Annotated in this window: 11 protein-coding genes; 1 reads left to right on the top strand and 10 read right to left on the bottom strand. The window is 42.1% G+C overall.

Features of this window, described 5'->3' with window-relative positions:
• Nucleotide 1: 1 nt before the first annotated feature.
• Genes ACGE0T_RS06315 through ACGE0T_RS06300 form a run of 4 tightly spaced genes read right to left on the bottom strand, consistent with a single transcriptional unit; the run spans nucleotide 2 to nucleotide 6411 of the window.
• Nucleotides 2-1159: an MFS transporter gene (locus tag ACGE0T_RS06315; RefSeq protein ID WP_459189684.1), complete on the bottom strand. Its 1158-nt coding sequence runs from the start codon at nucleotides 1157-1159 to the stop codon at nucleotides 2-4.
• A gap of 9 nt (nucleotides 1160-1168) precedes the next feature.
• Nucleotides 1169-3532: a GH92 family glycosyl hydrolase gene (locus ACGE0T_RS06310; RefSeq protein ID WP_459189683.1), complete on the bottom strand. Its 2364-nt coding sequence runs from the start codon at nucleotides 3530-3532 to the stop codon at nucleotides 1169-1171.
• A gap of 18 nt (nucleotides 3533-3550) precedes the next feature.
• Nucleotides 3551-4642, bottom strand: a complete 1092-nt coding sequence (locus ACGE0T_RS06305; RefSeq protein ID WP_459189682.1) for an ROK family protein — start codon at nucleotides 4640-4642, stop codon at nucleotides 3551-3553.
• A 23-nt stretch (nucleotides 4643-4665) separates the two neighbouring features.
• A complete protein-coding gene (locus ACGE0T_RS06300) occupies nucleotides 4666-6411 on the bottom strand; it encodes a class I mannose-6-phosphate isomerase (protein ID WP_459189681.1) in 1746 nt (581 codons plus the stop codon).
• Nucleotides 6412-6575: 164 nt separating this feature from the next.
• On the opposite strand from ACGE0T_RS06300, the gene ACGE0T_RS06295 reads away from it, so the two are divergent.
• Nucleotides 6576-7466, top strand: coding sequence for an AraC family transcriptional regulator (locus ACGE0T_RS06295; protein WP_459189680.1), 891 nt, complete (start codon nucleotides 6576-6578; stop codon nucleotides 7464-7466).
• A gap of 78 nt (nucleotides 7467-7544) precedes the next feature.
• On the opposite strand, the gene ACGE0T_RS06290 is transcribed toward ACGE0T_RS06295, so the two are convergent.
• The 6 genes from ACGE0T_RS06290 to ACGE0T_RS06265 all read right to left on the bottom strand — a co-directional run bounded on the left by ACGE0T_RS06290 (nucleotide 7545) and on the right by ACGE0T_RS06265 (nucleotide 17526).
• Nucleotides 7545-8225, bottom strand: a complete 681-nt coding sequence (locus tag ACGE0T_RS06290) for an ABC transporter ATP-binding protein (protein WP_459189679.1) — start codon at nucleotides 8223-8225, stop codon at nucleotides 7545-7547.
• A gap of 22 nt (nucleotides 8226-8247) precedes the next feature.
• A complete protein-coding gene (locus tag ACGE0T_RS06285) occupies nucleotides 8248-10620 on the bottom strand; it encodes an ABC transporter permease (protein WP_459189678.1) in 2373 nt (790 codons plus the stop codon).
• 172 nt (nucleotides 10621-10792) lie between these two features.
• Entirely contained in the window at nucleotides 10793-13177 is a 2385-nt protein-coding gene (locus ACGE0T_RS06280) for an ABC transporter permease (protein WP_459189677.1), read from the bottom strand.
• 227 nt (nucleotides 13178-13404) lie between these two features.
• Nucleotides 13405-14313 (bottom strand): DUF368 domain-containing protein, encoded by a 909-nt coding sequence (locus tag ACGE0T_RS06275; protein WP_459189676.1) that lies wholly within the window; start codon nucleotides 14311-14313, stop codon nucleotides 13405-13407.
• A gap of 2 nt (nucleotides 14314-14315) precedes the next feature.
• Nucleotides 14316-15758: a tetratricopeptide repeat protein gene (locus tag ACGE0T_RS06270; RefSeq protein WP_459189675.1), complete on the bottom strand. Its 1443-nt coding sequence runs from the start codon at nucleotides 15756-15758 to the stop codon at nucleotides 14316-14318.
• A gap of 22 nt (nucleotides 15759-15780) precedes the next feature.
• Nucleotides 15781-17526 (bottom strand): glutamine--tRNA ligase/YqeY domain fusion protein, encoded by a 1746-nt coding sequence (locus tag ACGE0T_RS06265; RefSeq protein ID WP_459189674.1) that lies wholly within the window; start codon nucleotides 17524-17526, stop codon nucleotides 15781-15783.
• Nucleotides 17527-17534: the final 8 nt, after the last annotated feature.

Raw genomic sequence — 17534 nt, 5'->3', positions numbered from 1 at the left:
TTTATTGTGTTTTTAATGATATGAAACCTATATAAAACATGCACACTAACAGGAGTAGCAAACCAGCAACCTGACCGAAAGCATCTGCAAGACCTCCCATGCAGGGAGTAATCAACGCTCCCCCCGATACCCCCATAATCATCAGGGCTGAAACTTCGTTAGACTGTTCCGGCTTATGCTCCAATGCAAATGAAAACAGGATAGAAAAGACATTTGAGCAAGCTAACCCCACAACCACAATCATTGCGCCCATCATCCACAATACATCCGAAACTAGCAATCCTATAAAAGCGATAATCGCCAACAACATGCTTATCCGCAAGAACGGGCGAGCCGGCAACTTTGCCAATAAGATAGCCCCCAGAAAAGAACCGCCTGTACGGGCAGCAAAATACAGACTTGTCCCCAACCCTGCTTCATGCAACGGTATATTCACCTTTTCCATCAACAATTTAGGGATAGTCGTATTCAATCCTACATCTATACCCACAATACACAAAATACCTAAAAACAGCATCAATATTTTTGTGTCTTTAAATAAAGACAAGGTCGATGCAAAAGAGGCATCAGACTCTTCCCTCCGTTCGTCTTTCGGGATAGCTATCACCAACCATAAAATGGATAATAACGAGGTCAAGGAATAGACAATAAAGATCAGTTTCCAATCTCCCCAGAAAGAAGAAGCTACACCTGCAATAATCGGACCTAAAAAAGATGAAATCGCCTTAATAAATTGTCCTAACGTCAGAACACTTGTCACTTTCCCCGGATTGACCACCTGAGCCACCATCGGGTTCAAAGAAACTTGCAAAATTGTATTGCCTATGCCAAGTAATGCAAAGGCAAGCAAAATACAAATGAAATCATAGAATAACAGGGGTATCAGCATGGCCACTGCGGTAATGGCAAAAGCAATTACCACAGTTTTCCTCCGACCATGCCGCCCCATCCAAATACCGGTCGGAATTGAGAATAAGGCAAACCAAAGAAATACCATCATAGGCAGTAAGTTTGCCAACGTATCTGACAAGCCGAAATCCATTTTCACATAGTTTGTAGCAATTCCCACAACATCTACAAACCCCATGATAAAAAAACCGAATAAAATAGGGAAAATAGCGGAACCGGATTTCGTATATTGATTCAATTGAGCTTCCATAATGCAGATTTAGTTATTTGTATATACATCTCTCGGCTGGCTGCCCATTTCCATTATCAAATGTCCTCCCTTGATAATTTCATCAAACGGAATATGGGTATCTGTCCAGACTTTACCATTCAGGTTCATTGATTGTATATAATCATTTTGCAGATTGTTATTCTTTGTTTCAATCACAAATTCTTTTCCCTGATAGTATCGGTTATTCAAGGAAACCGTAATCTTGTCAAACAATGGACTGCCTAACGCAAAACCAGGTTGTTCATCAGTCAATCCCTTTATATCAAATAATCCCATAGAGGCTATAACATACCAGGCACCAAGCTGTCCCTGGTCTTCATCTTGTCCGTACCCATATCCATGAATGCCATCTATACCATAAAACTCATTCAGTATGGCACGCACCCATTTCTGTGTCAAAGACGGACGCCCTGCTTCATTAAACATCCATGAAATATGCAAACAAGGCTGGTTGCCATGGTTATACAAAGTCTGCAAGCCGGCAAAAGCTCCAACTTCCTTTCCTCCGCTAAAAATAAGCTTCCGTGATACGGTAAAGATACTATCCAACCGTTGGTTGAAAACATCGATTCCGACTTTCCCTGCCAATCCTTTTACATTATGGGGCACATAAAATGTATATTGCCAGGCATTACCTTCCTGAAATCCTCTCCAGACCTCCATCGGTTCAAACTTATCGATAAACGAACCGTCTTTCTTTTTAGGACGGACGAAATTTACGGACGGATCATAAATCCGTTCCCAACCTTTCGACAAATCCATCAAACGGTTATAATCTTCAGTCTTCCCCAATTGTTTAGCCCATTGAGCCAGCGCCCAGGCACTATAAGAGTATTCCAACGTATGGGAAGCAGAGAACATAAATGCTTCATGAGGACCGTCGCCATTTTCCAAATGAGGAACATAACCGTATTTTACAAATTCACGGGTATCTACTTTACCGGCACCTAACGGACGGTTTTCCCCATCCAGTTCATTTTTCAAGCAAGCCTCATATCCTTTCTTTATATCAAAATCCCGAATACCACATTGATAAGCTCCTGCAATAATTGTGCTCAACAAGTTTGTCCCGACTCCCGAAACATACCGGCTATTAGCGATACCGTCCGCCAGCCAACCGGCATCCTGATAAACCAATAAATGGCTGCTTACATAATCCGAATAGTATTCAGGATAAGCCAATGCCCAGAGTTGTGACAAATTCCATTGCGCTCCCCAGGCGGCATCCGTATTATATAAATTATGTACCGGTTTTCCATCCTGCAAAGGAATCTGTCCGACAGTACCGTCATGGCGCGGATAAGCCCCATTTATATCACTCGCAAGACCTCTTCCTAACAGCGCATGATATAAACCGGTATAAAACTTCACCTTATTTTCTTTCACCTGAGTTTCTACCCGGATACGCCCTAAATATTCTTCCCAAGTTTTATGAGAAAGTTCCAAAGCATCATCAAAAGATAGAGTTTCCGCTTCTGCATCCAGATTCAAACGCGCATTCTCCACAGAAGTATAAGACAAACCGACCTTAGCTGTTACGCTTTCTTCTTTTTCCGTCCGGAATGTCAAATATAAACCGGCACCTACTCCTGAAGTTTCTTTTCGGTCGGCCTGTATATTTTCTCCATTAAAGACACCATATTCAGAAGGTTCTTTATCCAGTACCGCAGAAAAATATAAAGGAACCGTTGCGCCCTTCTGATATTTCTTTACATATTCCGGTTCCGTGATTACCCAACCTTCAATCCGTCCATCCGGTTTGAGTTCCACACTGGCATCTTTTACGGCACCACTTTCTCCCTGACGGTTTCCTATATCAAAAAGAATATGGTTATCATTTCCTGCCGGAAATGTAAATCGTTGAAAAGCAACACGAGGCGTAGCTGTCAATTCCGCACGAATTGAATAGTCTTTTAGAAGAACAGAGTAATACCCTGCCGTTGCAATCTCATCCTTCCGGTCAAAGCGGGAACGGTAGCCTGTGCCGGCCGTATCCCCTACAGCTCCGGGAACGGTTTTCAGCGTGCCACAAGTCGGCATCAATACAATTCCACCTATCTGAAACTCATGCAGGCAAGGAAAACCTTCTATTGTATTATCCCGATAATCATATCCTGTAGCTTCCCAACCGGACTTATTTCCAATATGCCCATTCGTAGAAGGAGCCGGTTTAGCCATACCAAAAGGCATAGCGCCCGGAGTAAAATGGAACCAACGGCAATGTGCAGTTCCGATACGAGGCTCCACATACTGGCTTAATTCTTCAAGCGAGGTATTCTTTTCCGAAACAGAACAGGCTGTAATACCCAAAAGAAGAGAAAACAATAATCCTCCTGTTATTTTATGTATCATGGTATTTATATTCTTTATTTATTTTAAATGATTCAATGCATAAACATAGGCACCCATTGCAATAGAACGGCTTGCACCTTGCTTACTGACAGTCACGCCTATTCGTTTCATCGGATCATAATCCACTAAAGTATTACATCCGGGAACAGGTATTTTCAAAGCTTCACCTTTTGCAAAGCGGGCAAATTCTTCCTCATCATCCAGATTGAACGCTTTCATTTGTATACGTCCGAACCGGCTTCCATCCATCATACCGATTGTACTATTCAAATTAGCCAGCAAAGACGGAAGAATATATTTGGATGCCCCCGATAAACCGCCTCCTATAACAACGATACCATCAATCAGAGTAATTGCAGATGCTATCGCCTCTCCTGCCAGTTCTCCCATTTCTGCAAAAGAAGCAATTGCAGCTTCTTTGTTCCCCGGGCAAAGCCCTTCGGCGATATCGAATATTTCTTTGGGCGTTCTATCGGACAAGTCTCCGGATTGTTCTGCATACACCCGTTTCACGGCACGGATACTTACACTTTCTTCTACAATGTAATCCGGATATTTTCTATTCCGCAAGCACCAGACATCTCCCCCGGCACCATTATCACCGGATAAAAGTTCACCGTTAATCACAACTCCGGCACCAAAACCTGTGCCTAAAGTAACGCCTAAAAGATTTTTATACCGTTTCTTGCTCCCTGCCGTTTCCAATCGATGATTCAATTCCGGCAGTGCACCAGCCAGTGCTTCTCCGTAAGCAAATAAGTTCCCGTCATTATTGATAAAAACAGGTATGCCAAAGAGATTTTCAAGGAACGGGCCTAATGCCACACCTCCCCGGAAACAGGGAAAGTTAGGAAGATCCCCGATTATCCCTGCCTCATAATCGGCAGGTCCGGGGAAAGCGAAGCTAATAGCAACCGGTGGCTCAGACAAATGCTCCTGAACTATTTTAAATCCATTTGCCAAACTATCTAAACACAACTCCAAATTACAAGCTTTCGCCTGAAAAGTCACCGGTGCTACTATCTCTCTCCCTCCTTGGATAGCAGAAAATACAAAATTCGTACCTCCTGCATCTAATGTCATTACTATACGACTGTCATTTATATACATAGATTATGCCCTTTCTTCATTATTTATTGTCTGAACCGCACATATGCCTTGATCGTACCGCAATATTTGCCAACGGAAGAACCATAAGGACGGATCGTATACTGACCGACACATGCCGGAACAATAAACGTTTCTGCATAATGAACAACAAACGGTTTAAAAGCATTCGTAGGACTTTCCACAATCAGTTCGTCCCCTTTTATCACATTCAGGACATTTACTCCTCCGTCCGTATCATGGGGAACGATATCCGTAAACCAATGCCGGCGGGTTTCGATAAATTCATTTTCATGCAAACCTGTTTGTTCTTCACGCCATCCATCGCCTTCTGCTACCATTTCTACTTGGTTAATCAGGTGATGGCGAACAAAATCGGTCTGGCGCTCCCATTGGATTACGTGTGAACCATGCCCGATATTAATCGGACGAGGCAAGCCATCCAGCCCTAAACGTCCCCAGTCCCATAGTTTGAATGTGAAGATACTGGGAGTGGCGCTAATCTCTAATACCATGGCTCCCGCACCTGAACAGTGAATCGTTCCTGCCGGAATCAGATAATGGTCATGACGCTTGGCCGGCCACTTATTGATATATTTTTCCGTATCGAATGCTTTTCCGGTTTCCTGCGACTCATTTAGGGCAGCAATCATTTCTTCCGGATCGATTCCGGTCTTCAGTCCTAAATAGACAGTTGCATTTTCTTCCGCATCCAACAGGTAATAACTTTCATCCTGCGTATAATAAATACCGAACGTATCACGGATATATTGGGTAGTAGGATGCACTTGCAGGCTCAAATTGCCGCCCCCCATGGTATCCAGAAAATCGAAACGTATCGGAAAATCCTGCCCGAACCGTGCTTCAACCGGACCGCCTAACAATTCTCTTGTTTTATAAAACACCAGATTATTGGAAGGCATTTCAAACAGTTCACCCGATACTTTCAGGTAAAGGCTGTTTTCCTCCGGCACACAGTCAAAACACCAACCGAAGTTCTCCTGCTTTTTATCCAAATCGCAAACTTCTTTCATCCATTGTCCGCCCCATGGAGCCGGATCGAAGAATGGAACAACACGGAAAGGGCTATGGGCTGTTTTCTCCAATCCCTCTTTCAAGGTATCCCCGGTAATCATTTTAGGATGCTCCGGCTGATGGGTATCCAGCCAGTAATCCACTTTCGGCAACAACTTTTTCTTCAGTGCATCACAAACATTCCAATCGATAAAGTAACCACGTTTATAATGGAAAGAAGGAGCCTCATCTTTATTGTTTACCCCCAGCCCATTAATTTCTTTCCTACGCGAACGCATCTGGATTTCCCAACGGGCCATATCTGCGTACAATAGAACATCCGGATTCGCGACTATTTCTGCTGCTCCATGTCCATATATAATAATCCATCCTTGTGTCTGCTCTAACTTCTTTTGGCAGGCAGACACTTTTTCAGCATCTAAAAAATCCTTATACAAAAACGGAGCACGGAATCCGAACAGGCGGTCGTCTGTAAGGAAGGGATAAGTCATTGCACCTATTTCTTCCTGCGTTTTAAAAAGTTCTTCCGTATCAATAAACCCATCAGGCTGAAGAGCCTTCAGTTCACTTATCAACTCTTCATGGTGAACGCCCTGATAACATTCAACAACCCATATCTGGCGACCGGTACGTTTTGCATGTTCCTCTGCCAGCTTTTCCCGGATTGAACCCCATCCTTTCCAAAGCATACCCTCTACTGATGTAGCAGGTGCCTTATCGTAATTACTTTTTCTCATTCTGTTTATTTCGTCCTGATTTAACTATCCGAATTATCCTTCTGTATCATTCGATTTATTGAATGATATACATTCAACTCTTTGTTTGCAAAAATATTTCAATATTTCAGAAGGGTATAGTACATTTGTCCCGATTTACTTATACAATCTTACGATTTTAGAAGATGGCAAAGATTAAAGAGGGCTTTAAAGGTGAGCGGCTGATTTTCCTTCCGGAAGATTTGCTGGCAAGTTATCGGCTGGAGCCGTTAATCAGTAATTTATATGTACGCAAGATTGGATTTTTCCCCCGGGTCAAATACCATTTTGTTCAAAAAGATCAGGGTTGCGATTATGCAATGCTTATCTATTGTACCGAAGGAAAAGGTTGGTACCGTATTTTAGGGAAAGAATATGCAGTCGAAAAACATCAATATATTATCATCCCGCCGGGCATCCCCTATTCATTCGGGGCTGATGAAGAAGATCCATGGACAATCTACTGGTTACATTTCCAGGGGAAGTTGCGCGAGCAGTTCCTTCCATCCCACCCGATGCCCGTTTCCATCCTGCCTAACGAGTATTCCCGGCTGCAAGACCGGTTGCAATTATTTGAAGAGATATACAGCAGTTTTTCTATGGGGTACATTAAGGAATATATGATTTACTCCTCCATGTGCCTGTATATGTTCCTTGCTTCATTTATCTATCTGGAACAATTCCGGCATATTATGATTCCCAGCCAAAAGGAATATCCGTTCTCTTCGCGGGTAATCCACTATATGCGCGAGAATATCCAGCAGAATCTGACTTTAGGGCAGCTTGCTTCCTATTTCAAATACTCGCCCTCCCATTTCTCCATGCTCTTCCAGAAAGAGACAGGTGTTTCTCCCATGGGTTACTTTATCCGCCTGAAGATACAGAAGGCATGCGAATACATCGAGCTTACTCCCTTAAAGTTAAACGAAATATCCATCAAGTTAGGATTTGAAGAACCGGCCTACTTCTCCCGCATGTTCACTAAAATCATGGGAATATCCCCATCTGCCTACCGCAAGAAGGAAGCGGAAGTTTGATTCATAAAAAAGGCAGCCTAAACCTATTAAGCTGCCTTCCATGAATTATCCCTGACCGGTTACAGGGTATATCTATTATCAAATAAATTCATTTACGGATGATACGATACTACCGTCAAACAGATTGATAACGCGGTGTGCAAAGCTGGCATCATGTTTGGAGTGGGTTACCATTACGATAGTAGTCCCTTCCTTATTCAACTCGGTAAGCAACTGCATTACTTCAGCTCCATTCTTGGAATCCAAATTACCCGTAGGCTCATCGGCGAGGATAATCTTCGGATTCGATACGACAGCACGGGCTATCGCCACACGCTGTTGCTGACCGCCGGATAACTGCTGGGGAAAATGCTGGGCACGATGGCTGATGTTCATTCGTTTCAGGATATCATTCACCATCTGTTTGCGCTCGGCTGCTTTCACCTTCAGATAAGTAAGTGGCAATTCTACGTTTTCAAATACATTCAATTCGTCTATCAGGTTGAAACTCTGGAATACGAAACCGATATTCCCTTTACGTACCTGGGTACGTTCCTTTTCTTTTAAATGTCCTACTTCCTTATCCGCCAGATAATAATTACCGGAGGTCGGATTATCCAACAAGCCTAAAATATTCAATAAGGTAGACTTTCCGCAACCGGAAGGGCCCATGATAGCCACAAATTCGCCATCTTTTACTTCCAGAGAGACATTATTCAACGCGATTGTTTCTACTTCTTCCGTACGGAAAAACTTACTTAAACCTTCAATCTTAATCATGACTGTATGCTTTTAATTTATATTATTCGTTCTTTATATTATTGACAGGATTCTCATTGGCCACATGCCAGTTCTGGTAAGTAACGGTCAGCACGGTTATAATACCCACCACAACAAAGGCCAACAAATAGACCCAAAAATACATCGGCGTCCGATAAGCAAAGTTTTCCAGCCATTTGCTCACCGCATACCATCCTACAGGAGCTGCCAATATAAAGCAGATAACCAAAATACGGAAATAAGATTTATTGAACATATATAAGATTTCCGAAATGGTAGAACCTAAAATCTTACGTACTGCTATCTCTTTTCTACGGTATTCACTTTCAAATACAACTAATCCGAAAACTCCCACTATCGAAATAAATATGGCAACAAGGCTGAAAAGAGTAATCAGGTAACTTGTTTTAAGCTCTTTGTCATACGTCTGTTGCAATACTTCATCATAGAAACGCACACTGAAAGGATATTCGGAATCGAACTTCCGCAAAGACTCCTGAATATGGTCCATCGCGGCATGCATATTACTACTTCCTTTTACCTTGATATAAGCAACATTGAAGTAATTTGTATTTTCCCGTCCCCAGTAATATTTACCCCATACATAGAATGCCATGGGAGACACTTCCATACGGAAGGAAGCAAACTTCACATCCGGCATAAACCCAATAATCTCACCATCCCCTATTCGGTCGTTCAACTGCAAATCATATTGGGAGTGCGCTTTTTCATTAAATATATACGAACCGGTATCCTTCAATTCATCTTCTTCACGGAAATCGCGTCCGCCGGTTACTTCAATACCCATTACTTTCAGGAATGTGGAGGAAACGGGTATACATTGGAAATTAACAGATTCATCTTTATAGTCGCGCCCCCATCCCATATAATGGTCGCCACTGGATAACAATGATTCGGAGAAAGTTACATCCTCGATACCGGAAAAAGATTTCACCTGATTGACAAAAGCCTTCTGGCTCTTATTGATATTGCCATTCAATCCTACGGTTATTATCACATCTTTATCATATCCCAACGGGGTGTTTTGCATATAATAATTTTGCAAATACATAAAAAGAGCACCTATTATCAGAATGAAAGAGGCTACAAACTGGACACCAATCAACACACTTCTCATCTGCCGTCCTTTGGGAGAAAGTCCGAAACTTCCTTTCAGCACCAGAGCCGGTGGGAAAGATGTTATATAAGATGCCGGATACGTTCCAGCCAGAAGCCCAACAAGAATAGACACTCCGGCCGTACTTATAAGAATATTCCGTTGTACGGAAAACGACATATCTGCATCCACCAACGAAGCAACCGGCCCCTCACTCAACAAGGACAGTATAACCAACCCCAACAGATAAGCGACAATACTTATTCCGACAGCTTCTGCCAGCAATGAACCACGCAACATCCTGTCCGAACTCCCCAGCACTTTTTGCGTATTTATACTTTTAATGCGCATCGGAGTAAGTGCCGTACTGAAATTCGTAAAATTAATACCAGCAATAAGCAAAATAACAAAAGCTATGGAAATCAATACCATTAGCGTCTGAGAGCTGGCTTTCGGAAGATTATCAAAATCGACATTCTTCGAGAAGTGAAGATCCAATAAAGAAGTCAATCGTATCCCCTGACCGTCTTTATCCCATTCAAAGTCTTCGCCAAATACAGATTTGGCATCAAAGTTCTTCTTGAAATTATCGATAACGGTTTCCAGGTTAGACGGATCATCCAACCGGATAAAGAAGAAATAATTCTGATTATTCCAGGAATCATAATTTTCCTTCGGAGGAATTGCATAATAAATAACATTCTGCAAAGACGAATTGCGGGGAAAGTCTTTATAGATACCTTTCACTATCTTCGCATCTTCTTGCAGATTGGACGAAAGCAACTGTTTATTCATCGCCGGCTCATTCCCAAAAAGTTTCTTTGCCATGCTTTCCGGAATAAGAACGGCATTCGGCTCTTCCAATGCCTGTTCGGAACCTTCTATAAAGTCAAAATGAAAAACTTTCGTCAGCTCCGGCAAGACAGGCCAGCAGGCTTCCTTATAACCGACTTTTGAACCTTCGCGTTCTACAAAGAAAAAGTTATTCTGCTGCCACGAAGCTGTAATAGCTCCTGCTTCAATATGTGGTGACGATTCAGTAAATGCCCGTGCAAAAGGACGACTGACAACAGCCTGTGAACCTTTACCATGAACAAATTCCAGACGATAAATGGATGATGCATTCTGTGTACTGCTATCAAACGTATAATCATAATTTACCTGCATCATGATTATCATAAAAGCCACATAAGCGATGCTCAATCCCAATACATTCAGGAGCGAAGCTGTTTTAAAGCGACGGAGCACACTCAAGAAGTTCCGTAAGACTGTTTTCATATCGATTCATCATTTATTTAACAAAAGCAAAAAATATGCCAAACAATAAAAAACACTGTTTATCAACACGATATAAAAACCATAGCTTACAAACAGTGTCTAATTATTTGACAAGAGTGTCAATTTTCTTTACACTCCCGGTACTATAATATGATCAATATCCTTCTTCAAGCTACTCCGATTTTATATTTTCTACCGGATTCTCACTTGCCACACACCAATTCTGATACGTTACCGTAGCGGCTGTTATCATTCCTACAATCAAAAACGCAAGAGGAAATACCCACCAATACATCGGAGTACGGTAAGCAAAGTTTTCCAACCAACGTGAAACCCCATACCATGCCACCGGAGCACCTAAAACAAAACAAATCATAAGTATAGTCAGATATCCCCGGTTAAACATCAGCAAAACTTCGCGGATAGTGGAACCCAGTACCTTACGGATAGCAATCTCCTTCCGGCGGTATTCGCTCTCGAATACAACCAGGCCGAATACTCCTACTATAGAAATAAATATGGCGACAAGGCTGAATAAAGTTATCAGCATACTTATTTTCATTTCTTTTTCATAAGTCTGTTGCAGGATTTCATCATAAAAACGTACAGTAAACGGATATTCAGAATCCAATTTTGTCAAAGAAGCGTTTACATGTTCCATTGCCGCCTGCAAATTGGTTCCGGCTTTCACCTTGATATATGCTATATTATAATAGAAGCCATCTCCCTTATATCCCCAAAACGCTTTTTCCCACTGATTTTTTCCGCATAGGTAAAATGCCATAGGGGAAACTTCCTGGCGCAAAGATGCAAATTTAATATCCGGGATAAAACCAATTATTTCACCGTCAGCCAACTTTTCATTCAGTTCCAACCCATATTCGGCACGAGCTTTTTCATTGAATATGAAACATCCACTGTCTTTCAGGTCATCTTCCGGACGGAAACCGCGTCCTTCCCGTACTTGAATACCCATCACCTCCAAAAAAGAAGAGGATACGGGGAGACATTCGAAACGGATTTGCTTATCCTTATAATCGCGGGCCCAGTTTGTATACTGGTCCTGGCTCGATATGGCAAACTGTGAAAAGGTAACATCCTCTATCCCTGAAAAGGTTTTCAACTGATTTACAAAAGCATTGCTGTTCTCATTGATTGTAGTGTTTAACTCGGCAACAATCATTTGGTCCCTGTCATATCCGACAGGAGCATGTTGTACAAAGTAATTCTGCAAAAACATAAATGACGCACTGATAATGAGAATAAATGAAGCGATGTACTGGATTCCCACCAACACATTTCTCATACGGCGTCCGGAAAGTGAAAGCCCGAAACTCCCTTTCAGAACCAATGCCGGAGGAAAAGATGTGATATAAAAAGAAGGATACAAACCGGCAAGCAATCCAACTGCAACTGCAATCAGGGCTGTTCCTCCAATAATGAACGGATGTGTTCCTATAGACCAGTTGCCATCCACCAATGAAGCAATTTGTGTCTGTCCTATCATAATCAACACCCAAAGCGATATGAGATAGGCAATGAAACTGGTGCCAATCGCCTCTACCAATAATCCGGTACGCAAGACTTTATCTGAGCTTCCGAGTACCTTTTGTGTATTGATACTTTTGATACGCATCGGTGTCAACGCCGTACTGAAATTAGTAAAATTGATACCTGCAATAATCAGAATAATGATGGCGATGGAACATAGGATAAATACAGTCTGCCGGTTGGCTTTCGGAACCATGTCGTACTCTACATTTTTCAGAAAGTGTATTTCCGGCAATGAAGTCATTTGCAACACCAGTGTATCCAATCCCATACTATTTGCAAAATAGGTTTTAGCATCGAAATTTTCCACAAAATTAGCCAGTACATCCTTCTTATTTTCAGGACTATCCAAACGGACAAAAAACTCATAATTCCAAGCGCCCCTATCATTATAATCTACCTTTTCATCAATCACAGCATAGATTACATTTGCCAGTAACGTATTTTCCGGAAAATCCTTATATACGCCTTTTACCTGTAATGGGGATTTTCCCTGCTTATCCGTTAGAAGCTGTTTTCCGATGGCAGAACCATTGCCGAAGAGCTTATGTGCCATGCTTTCGGGCAGGATGACGCTGTTCGGTTCCTCTAATGCCTGGCTGTTTCCTTCCACCATATCGAAAGTAAACACATCCAATATGCTGGAAGATACGGTCCGGATATCTTCCTTATATCCTGTTTTTTGCCCGTCATGTTCAATGGAGAAGAAACGGTTTTCATTCATTCCAAATAGAATACAACCGCTTTTGATATGTGGAGACGACTCCGTAAACAAACGGGCAAACGGACGACTGTTGACAGCGACAAAGCTATCCCCCATTTTCGGATCTATGCGAAAGATAGAATTTGCATTCGGATGGAAGGTATCAAAAGACAGGTCGTAGTTCACCTGCATCATGATCATCATAAAGGCGACATAGGCCACACTCAATCCTAATACATTCAGCAAAGCGGCCGTTTTAAAACGGCGAAGTACGCTCAAGAAGTTCCGTAGCACTGTTTTCATATCGATATTCATTATTTATCCAACACAAGCAAAATATATGCCAAATAAAAAAAGACACTGATTATTAGAATAGTAGTAAAACTATTCCAGATAATCAGTGTCCAATTATTTGACAAGGGTGTCTATTTTCTTTACAGCCCTTCTTTATCCTGTTTTCAAAACATAGGTGTTTTGCATTCAAAGCATATATGTTTTAAAATCAAAACACCTATGTTTTGAAAACGGTCTTATTTAGTTGTCTTGGCAGACAGTTTTTCAAGGAAATATACGATAGCAAAACCCAGTACCATCAAACCGACAGCTTCGCCAACCAGATGGTCCGGCATACTGTTTACTTCAATCAGAGGTTTCTCTACACCGTGGCTATCAAAATACGTTTCCACTACGGTTTTCCAGGGCCATACCTTATTCAGTGAACCCAGCATAAAACCGGCCAGTACGGCAATCGTTATATCATGGAAACGGCGTAATGCGAATGATAATACCCGCGAAAAGCTGGTTATACCGATTGCCGCTCCACAAATGAATACCAAGATTATCTTTATATTAAAGGTCTTTACTGCCTCCATGATATAAAAATACTTGCCCAACAATACCAGAATAAAGCTACCTGAAATCCCCGGCAGAATCATAGCACATATGGCTATCGCTCCGCAGAGGAATATAAAAAACAAGTTCGATGGAGTCTCGGCAGGAGTTGCCACCGTTATATAAAAAGCGACAACAGCCCCTATTATAAAACTTAAAATAGTTTTCCAATCCCACTTCTTAATATCTTTCGAAACAAACCAGGTAGAAGCAAGCACCAAGCCAAAGAAAAAAGACCATACCAGCACCGGATGGTCAGTCAGCAACCAAGTAATCAGTTTCGCCAACGAAAAAATACTGATTGCAATTCCTCCAACGATAGAAAACAGGAAATTTGCATTAATCGCTTTCCAGAAAGCGGCAATCTTTCCGGTAAAAAGCATCTTCAGGCTGGCGGCATTAATACTTTTGATTGAATCGATTAATTCTTCATAGATACCTACAATAAAGGCAATTGTTCCTCCTGATACACCCGGTACGACATCGGCGGCTCCCATGCCCATACCCTTTAATACCAAAAGACCATACTCTTTCAGACTTCTGTTCATTTTTAATTCTTGTTATCTTTGTTTTTAAGAAATTCCGACGCAAGCTCTTCCGGCGGTATCTGTTTACCCAGCATATCTCTTTTTAACATATCCACATCCGCACCCGCTTCTTTTAAATATTGCATTATTTCTTCAGGAGTCGTTTTCCGATAATGCTCTCCAAAATGCTTCATATCGCCTTTCATCAGATAGGCCATTGCCATATTCAAATGCAGGTACGGCATACCCGGATTGGTTTTCAATATTTTGTTGTAACATTTCAAAGCCCGTTCCGCATCTCCCTGCATATAGAGATATTTCCCAGCCTGCATAAGCCCATCCAGATCTTCAGACTGAGTATCCTCCGCCTTATCTATCGCATCGAACAGACGGTTGGTCAGTTCTTCGGCACGGCTCTCTCCATTTTCGTCCAGGCTGGATATAGCCATCAATGAAAGTATACGGACATTATCGGGAAACAGTTTGTAGGCTTCTTCAAGCATCCGGGAACCTTCTTCCTCCCGGTCTGTTTCGGCACAACAACGGATAAAACTCAGGTACGTGCTGGCATCTTCTTTATCTCCGCGTTTATCAATCAGTTCTTTCAGGATACCATACGCTTTTTCAAACTCATCCAGCTTTATATAACATTCCGCCAACAAAGGAGCGGCACGCAGCCGGGAATCCTCGTCTACTACAATTTCATTATATAATTCGATTGCCTTTTCATAATTTTCATTCATATACAGGCAATACGCTTTCAGTGTCTTCAACTCGTCATCCGAATCGTCGCAGGTAAGTGCGAAGTCAAAAGCCTCAATCGCTTTTTCATAATCGGCAGTCATGGAATACAAACGACCTAATGTAAACCAATAGTCATACGAATAAGGATTCTTATCAATCAGTTCGTTGCATATGCGGATTGCATGCTCGAAGTCGCCTTCCACTTCCAGATTATAACAAAGTTCATCTTTCAGGATCAGATTATCCGGGAAAAGCATCAAGCCCCGGTTAATATAATCGCGAGCTTCTTTTGTCATTTCCATATCCCCTAAAATAGGAGCGGTATATTCAAATATGACTTCCAGATACTCGCAATCTGCCGCTATCAATTGCTCCGTATACTCCACAACCTTATCGTAGGTATTCTGCATAACATAGCATTCAAGGCGAAGCATGTCCAATTCCTGATTACCTTTCTCTGCAATGGAGTCGATTAAAGTAAGCGCACTCTCATAATCCTCATTATATACATATGATTTACACTGCCTTATTTGCAGGTCCGGATTGCCGGGATGGAGCCTAAGCCCAAGTGCCAGGACTCCATCATAATAAGTAAAATCGTCAGATTCTTCAAAACTATCCAACAGTATATCAATTTCATCGGCATCAAAATAGGCATCATGCCCACTTTCGCGTCCGGACAGATAACGTTGCAACAGACGAGAAATCTCTTCTTTCTTCATTTCAATAATTTACTGATTTTGATCAATTCGACGACTTGATCTTGCTCCAGGTATCTTTCAACGATACCGTACGGTTAAATACCAATTTATCAGGAGTTGAATCCTTGTCGACATTAAAATAGCCAATACGCTGGAACTGTAAATAATCGAGCGGTTTGGCATCTGCCAAATATTTTTCCACATAACAACCGGTCAATATATTCAATGAATCCGGATTGATAATTTCTTTCATTGCTTCCAATGGCGAACAGTTCTTGGCTTCACGGATGGCAGCCAATTCATCCCGCGGATTTTCTACTTTCCAAAGGCGGTCATATAAACGCACTTCAGCCGGCAAACAATGAGCGCAACTCAACCAGTGAAGCGTACCTTTTACTTTACGGTTGCTATCCGGCATACCGCTCTTGGTATTCGGATCGTATTCGCAATATACTTCAACAACATTACCGTTTTCGTCTTTCTTACAACCGGTACATTTTACGATATACGCATTTTTCAGACGAACTTCCTTACCCGGCGTCATACGGAAATATTTGCTTGGAGCATCTTCCATAAAGTCATCCCGTTCAATCCACAATTCACGGCTGAACTCTATGATATGAGTGCCTGCTGCCGTATCTTCCGGATTATTGACGGCTTCCATTTCTTCCACCTGCCCTTCCGGATAATTGGTAATGACAAGTTTCACCGGATCGAGCACTGCCGATACACGGGTTGCGCGTCCGTTCAAATCATCACGTACGGCACTTTCCAATAATGCGATATCATTCAGGGCATCATAGGTTGTATAACCAATCTTATCAATAAACTTATGGATAGATTCGGGTGAATAACCACGACGGCGGAATCCACAGAGAGTCGGCATACGAGGGTCGTCCCAGCCTTCCACCAGGTTTTCTTTTACCAAAGTCAGCAGATTGCGTTTGCTCATCAGTGTATAGCTTAGGTTCAATTTGTTGAACTCGGTCTGACGCGGACGGTTATCATCCAGATCTTTGCCTTCCTTCAGCCAATCGATAAACAAATCGTATAACGGGCGATGCACCACAAATTCCAAAGTACAGAGAGAATGGGTTACCCCTTCAAAGAAATCGCTCTGTCCATGCGCAAAGTCATACATCGGATAGGCTTTCCATGTATCTCCCGTACGATGGTGGGGAGTTTTAATCACCCGGTAGATAATCGGGTCGCGGAAATGCATATTCGGATTCGCCATATCAATCTTGGCACGAAGAACCATTTGCCCCTCTTCCACTTCACCACTGTTCATTTTTTTGAACAAAGCAAGGCTTTCTTCTATCGGACGGTCGCGGTAAGGACTGTTCGTACCCGGCTGTGTAGGCGTACCTTTCTGCTGGGCTATCAGTTCGGACGATTGTTCGTCTATATAAGCCTTTCCTTCTTCAATCAGACGGATAGCGAAATCCCAGAGTTGCTGGAAATAGTCGGATGCATAATATATATTGTTCCAGTGATAACCGAGCCATTCGATATCTTCCTTGATGGAATCCACATATTCCATATCTTCTTTTACAGGATTGGTATCATCGAAACGAAGGTTACAAATACCTTTATACTGTTCGGCAATTCCAAAATCCATGCAAATAGCCTTGGCATGTCCTATGTGCAGATATCCGTTTGGCTCCGGCGGGAAACGAGTCTGGATACGTCCTCCGTTTTTACCTTTAGCCAAATCATTCTCAACCATTGCTTCGATAAAATTCAGGCTTTTTTTGCCTTCTTCTTCGTTTGTTTTGATATCGCTCATACCTTAAT

It is taken from the genome of Parabacteroides sp. APC149_11_2_Y6 (genome assembly GCF_054506995.1).
Note: the sequence above shows the minus strand (reverse complement) of the source record. Positions and strands in the feature narration are given on the sequence as shown.

Excerpts from the sequence above, each read along its gene's own strand:
- ACGE0T_RS06315 (WP_459189684.1), bottom strand. The coding sequence starts at position 1,159 with ATGGAAGCTCAATTGAATCAATATACGAAATCCGGTTCCGCTATTTTC.
- ACGE0T_RS06310 (WP_459189683.1), bottom strand. The coding sequence starts at position 3,532 with ATGATACATAAAATAACAGGAGGATTATTGTTTTCTCTTCTTTTGGGT.
- ACGE0T_RS06305 (WP_459189682.1), bottom strand. The coding sequence starts at position 4,642 with ATGTATATAAATGACAGTCGTATAGTAATGACATTAGATGCAGGAGGT.
- ACGE0T_RS06300 (WP_459189681.1), bottom strand. The coding sequence starts at position 6,411 with ATGAGAAAAAGTAATTACGATAAGGCACCTGCTACATCAGTAGAGGGT.
- ACGE0T_RS06295 (WP_459189680.1), top strand. The coding sequence starts at position 6,576 with ATGGCAAAGATTAAAGAGGGCTTTAAAGGTGAGCGGCTGATTTTCCTT.
- ACGE0T_RS06290 (WP_459189679.1), bottom strand. The coding sequence starts at position 8,225 with ATGATTAAGATTGAAGGTTTAAGTAAGTTTTTCCGTACGGAAGAAGTA.
- ACGE0T_RS06285 (WP_459189678.1), bottom strand. The coding sequence starts at position 10,620 with ATGAAAACAGTCTTACGGAACTTCTTGAGTGTGCTCCGTCGCTTTAAA.
- ACGE0T_RS06280 (WP_459189677.1), bottom strand. The coding sequence starts at position 13,177 with ATGAAAACAGTGCTACGGAACTTCTTGAGCGTACTTCGCCGTTTTAAA.
- ACGE0T_RS06275 (WP_459189676.1), bottom strand. The coding sequence starts at position 14,313 with ATGAACAGAAGTCTGAAAGAGTATGGTCTTTTGGTATTAAAGGGTATG.
- ACGE0T_RS06270 (WP_459189675.1), bottom strand. The coding sequence starts at position 15,758 with ATGAAGAAAGAAGAGATTTCTCGTCTGTTGCAACGTTATCTGTCCGGA.
- ACGE0T_RS06265 (WP_459189674.1), bottom strand. The coding sequence starts at position 17,526 with ATGAGCGATATCAAAACAAACGAAGAAGAAGGCAAAAAAAGCCTGAAT.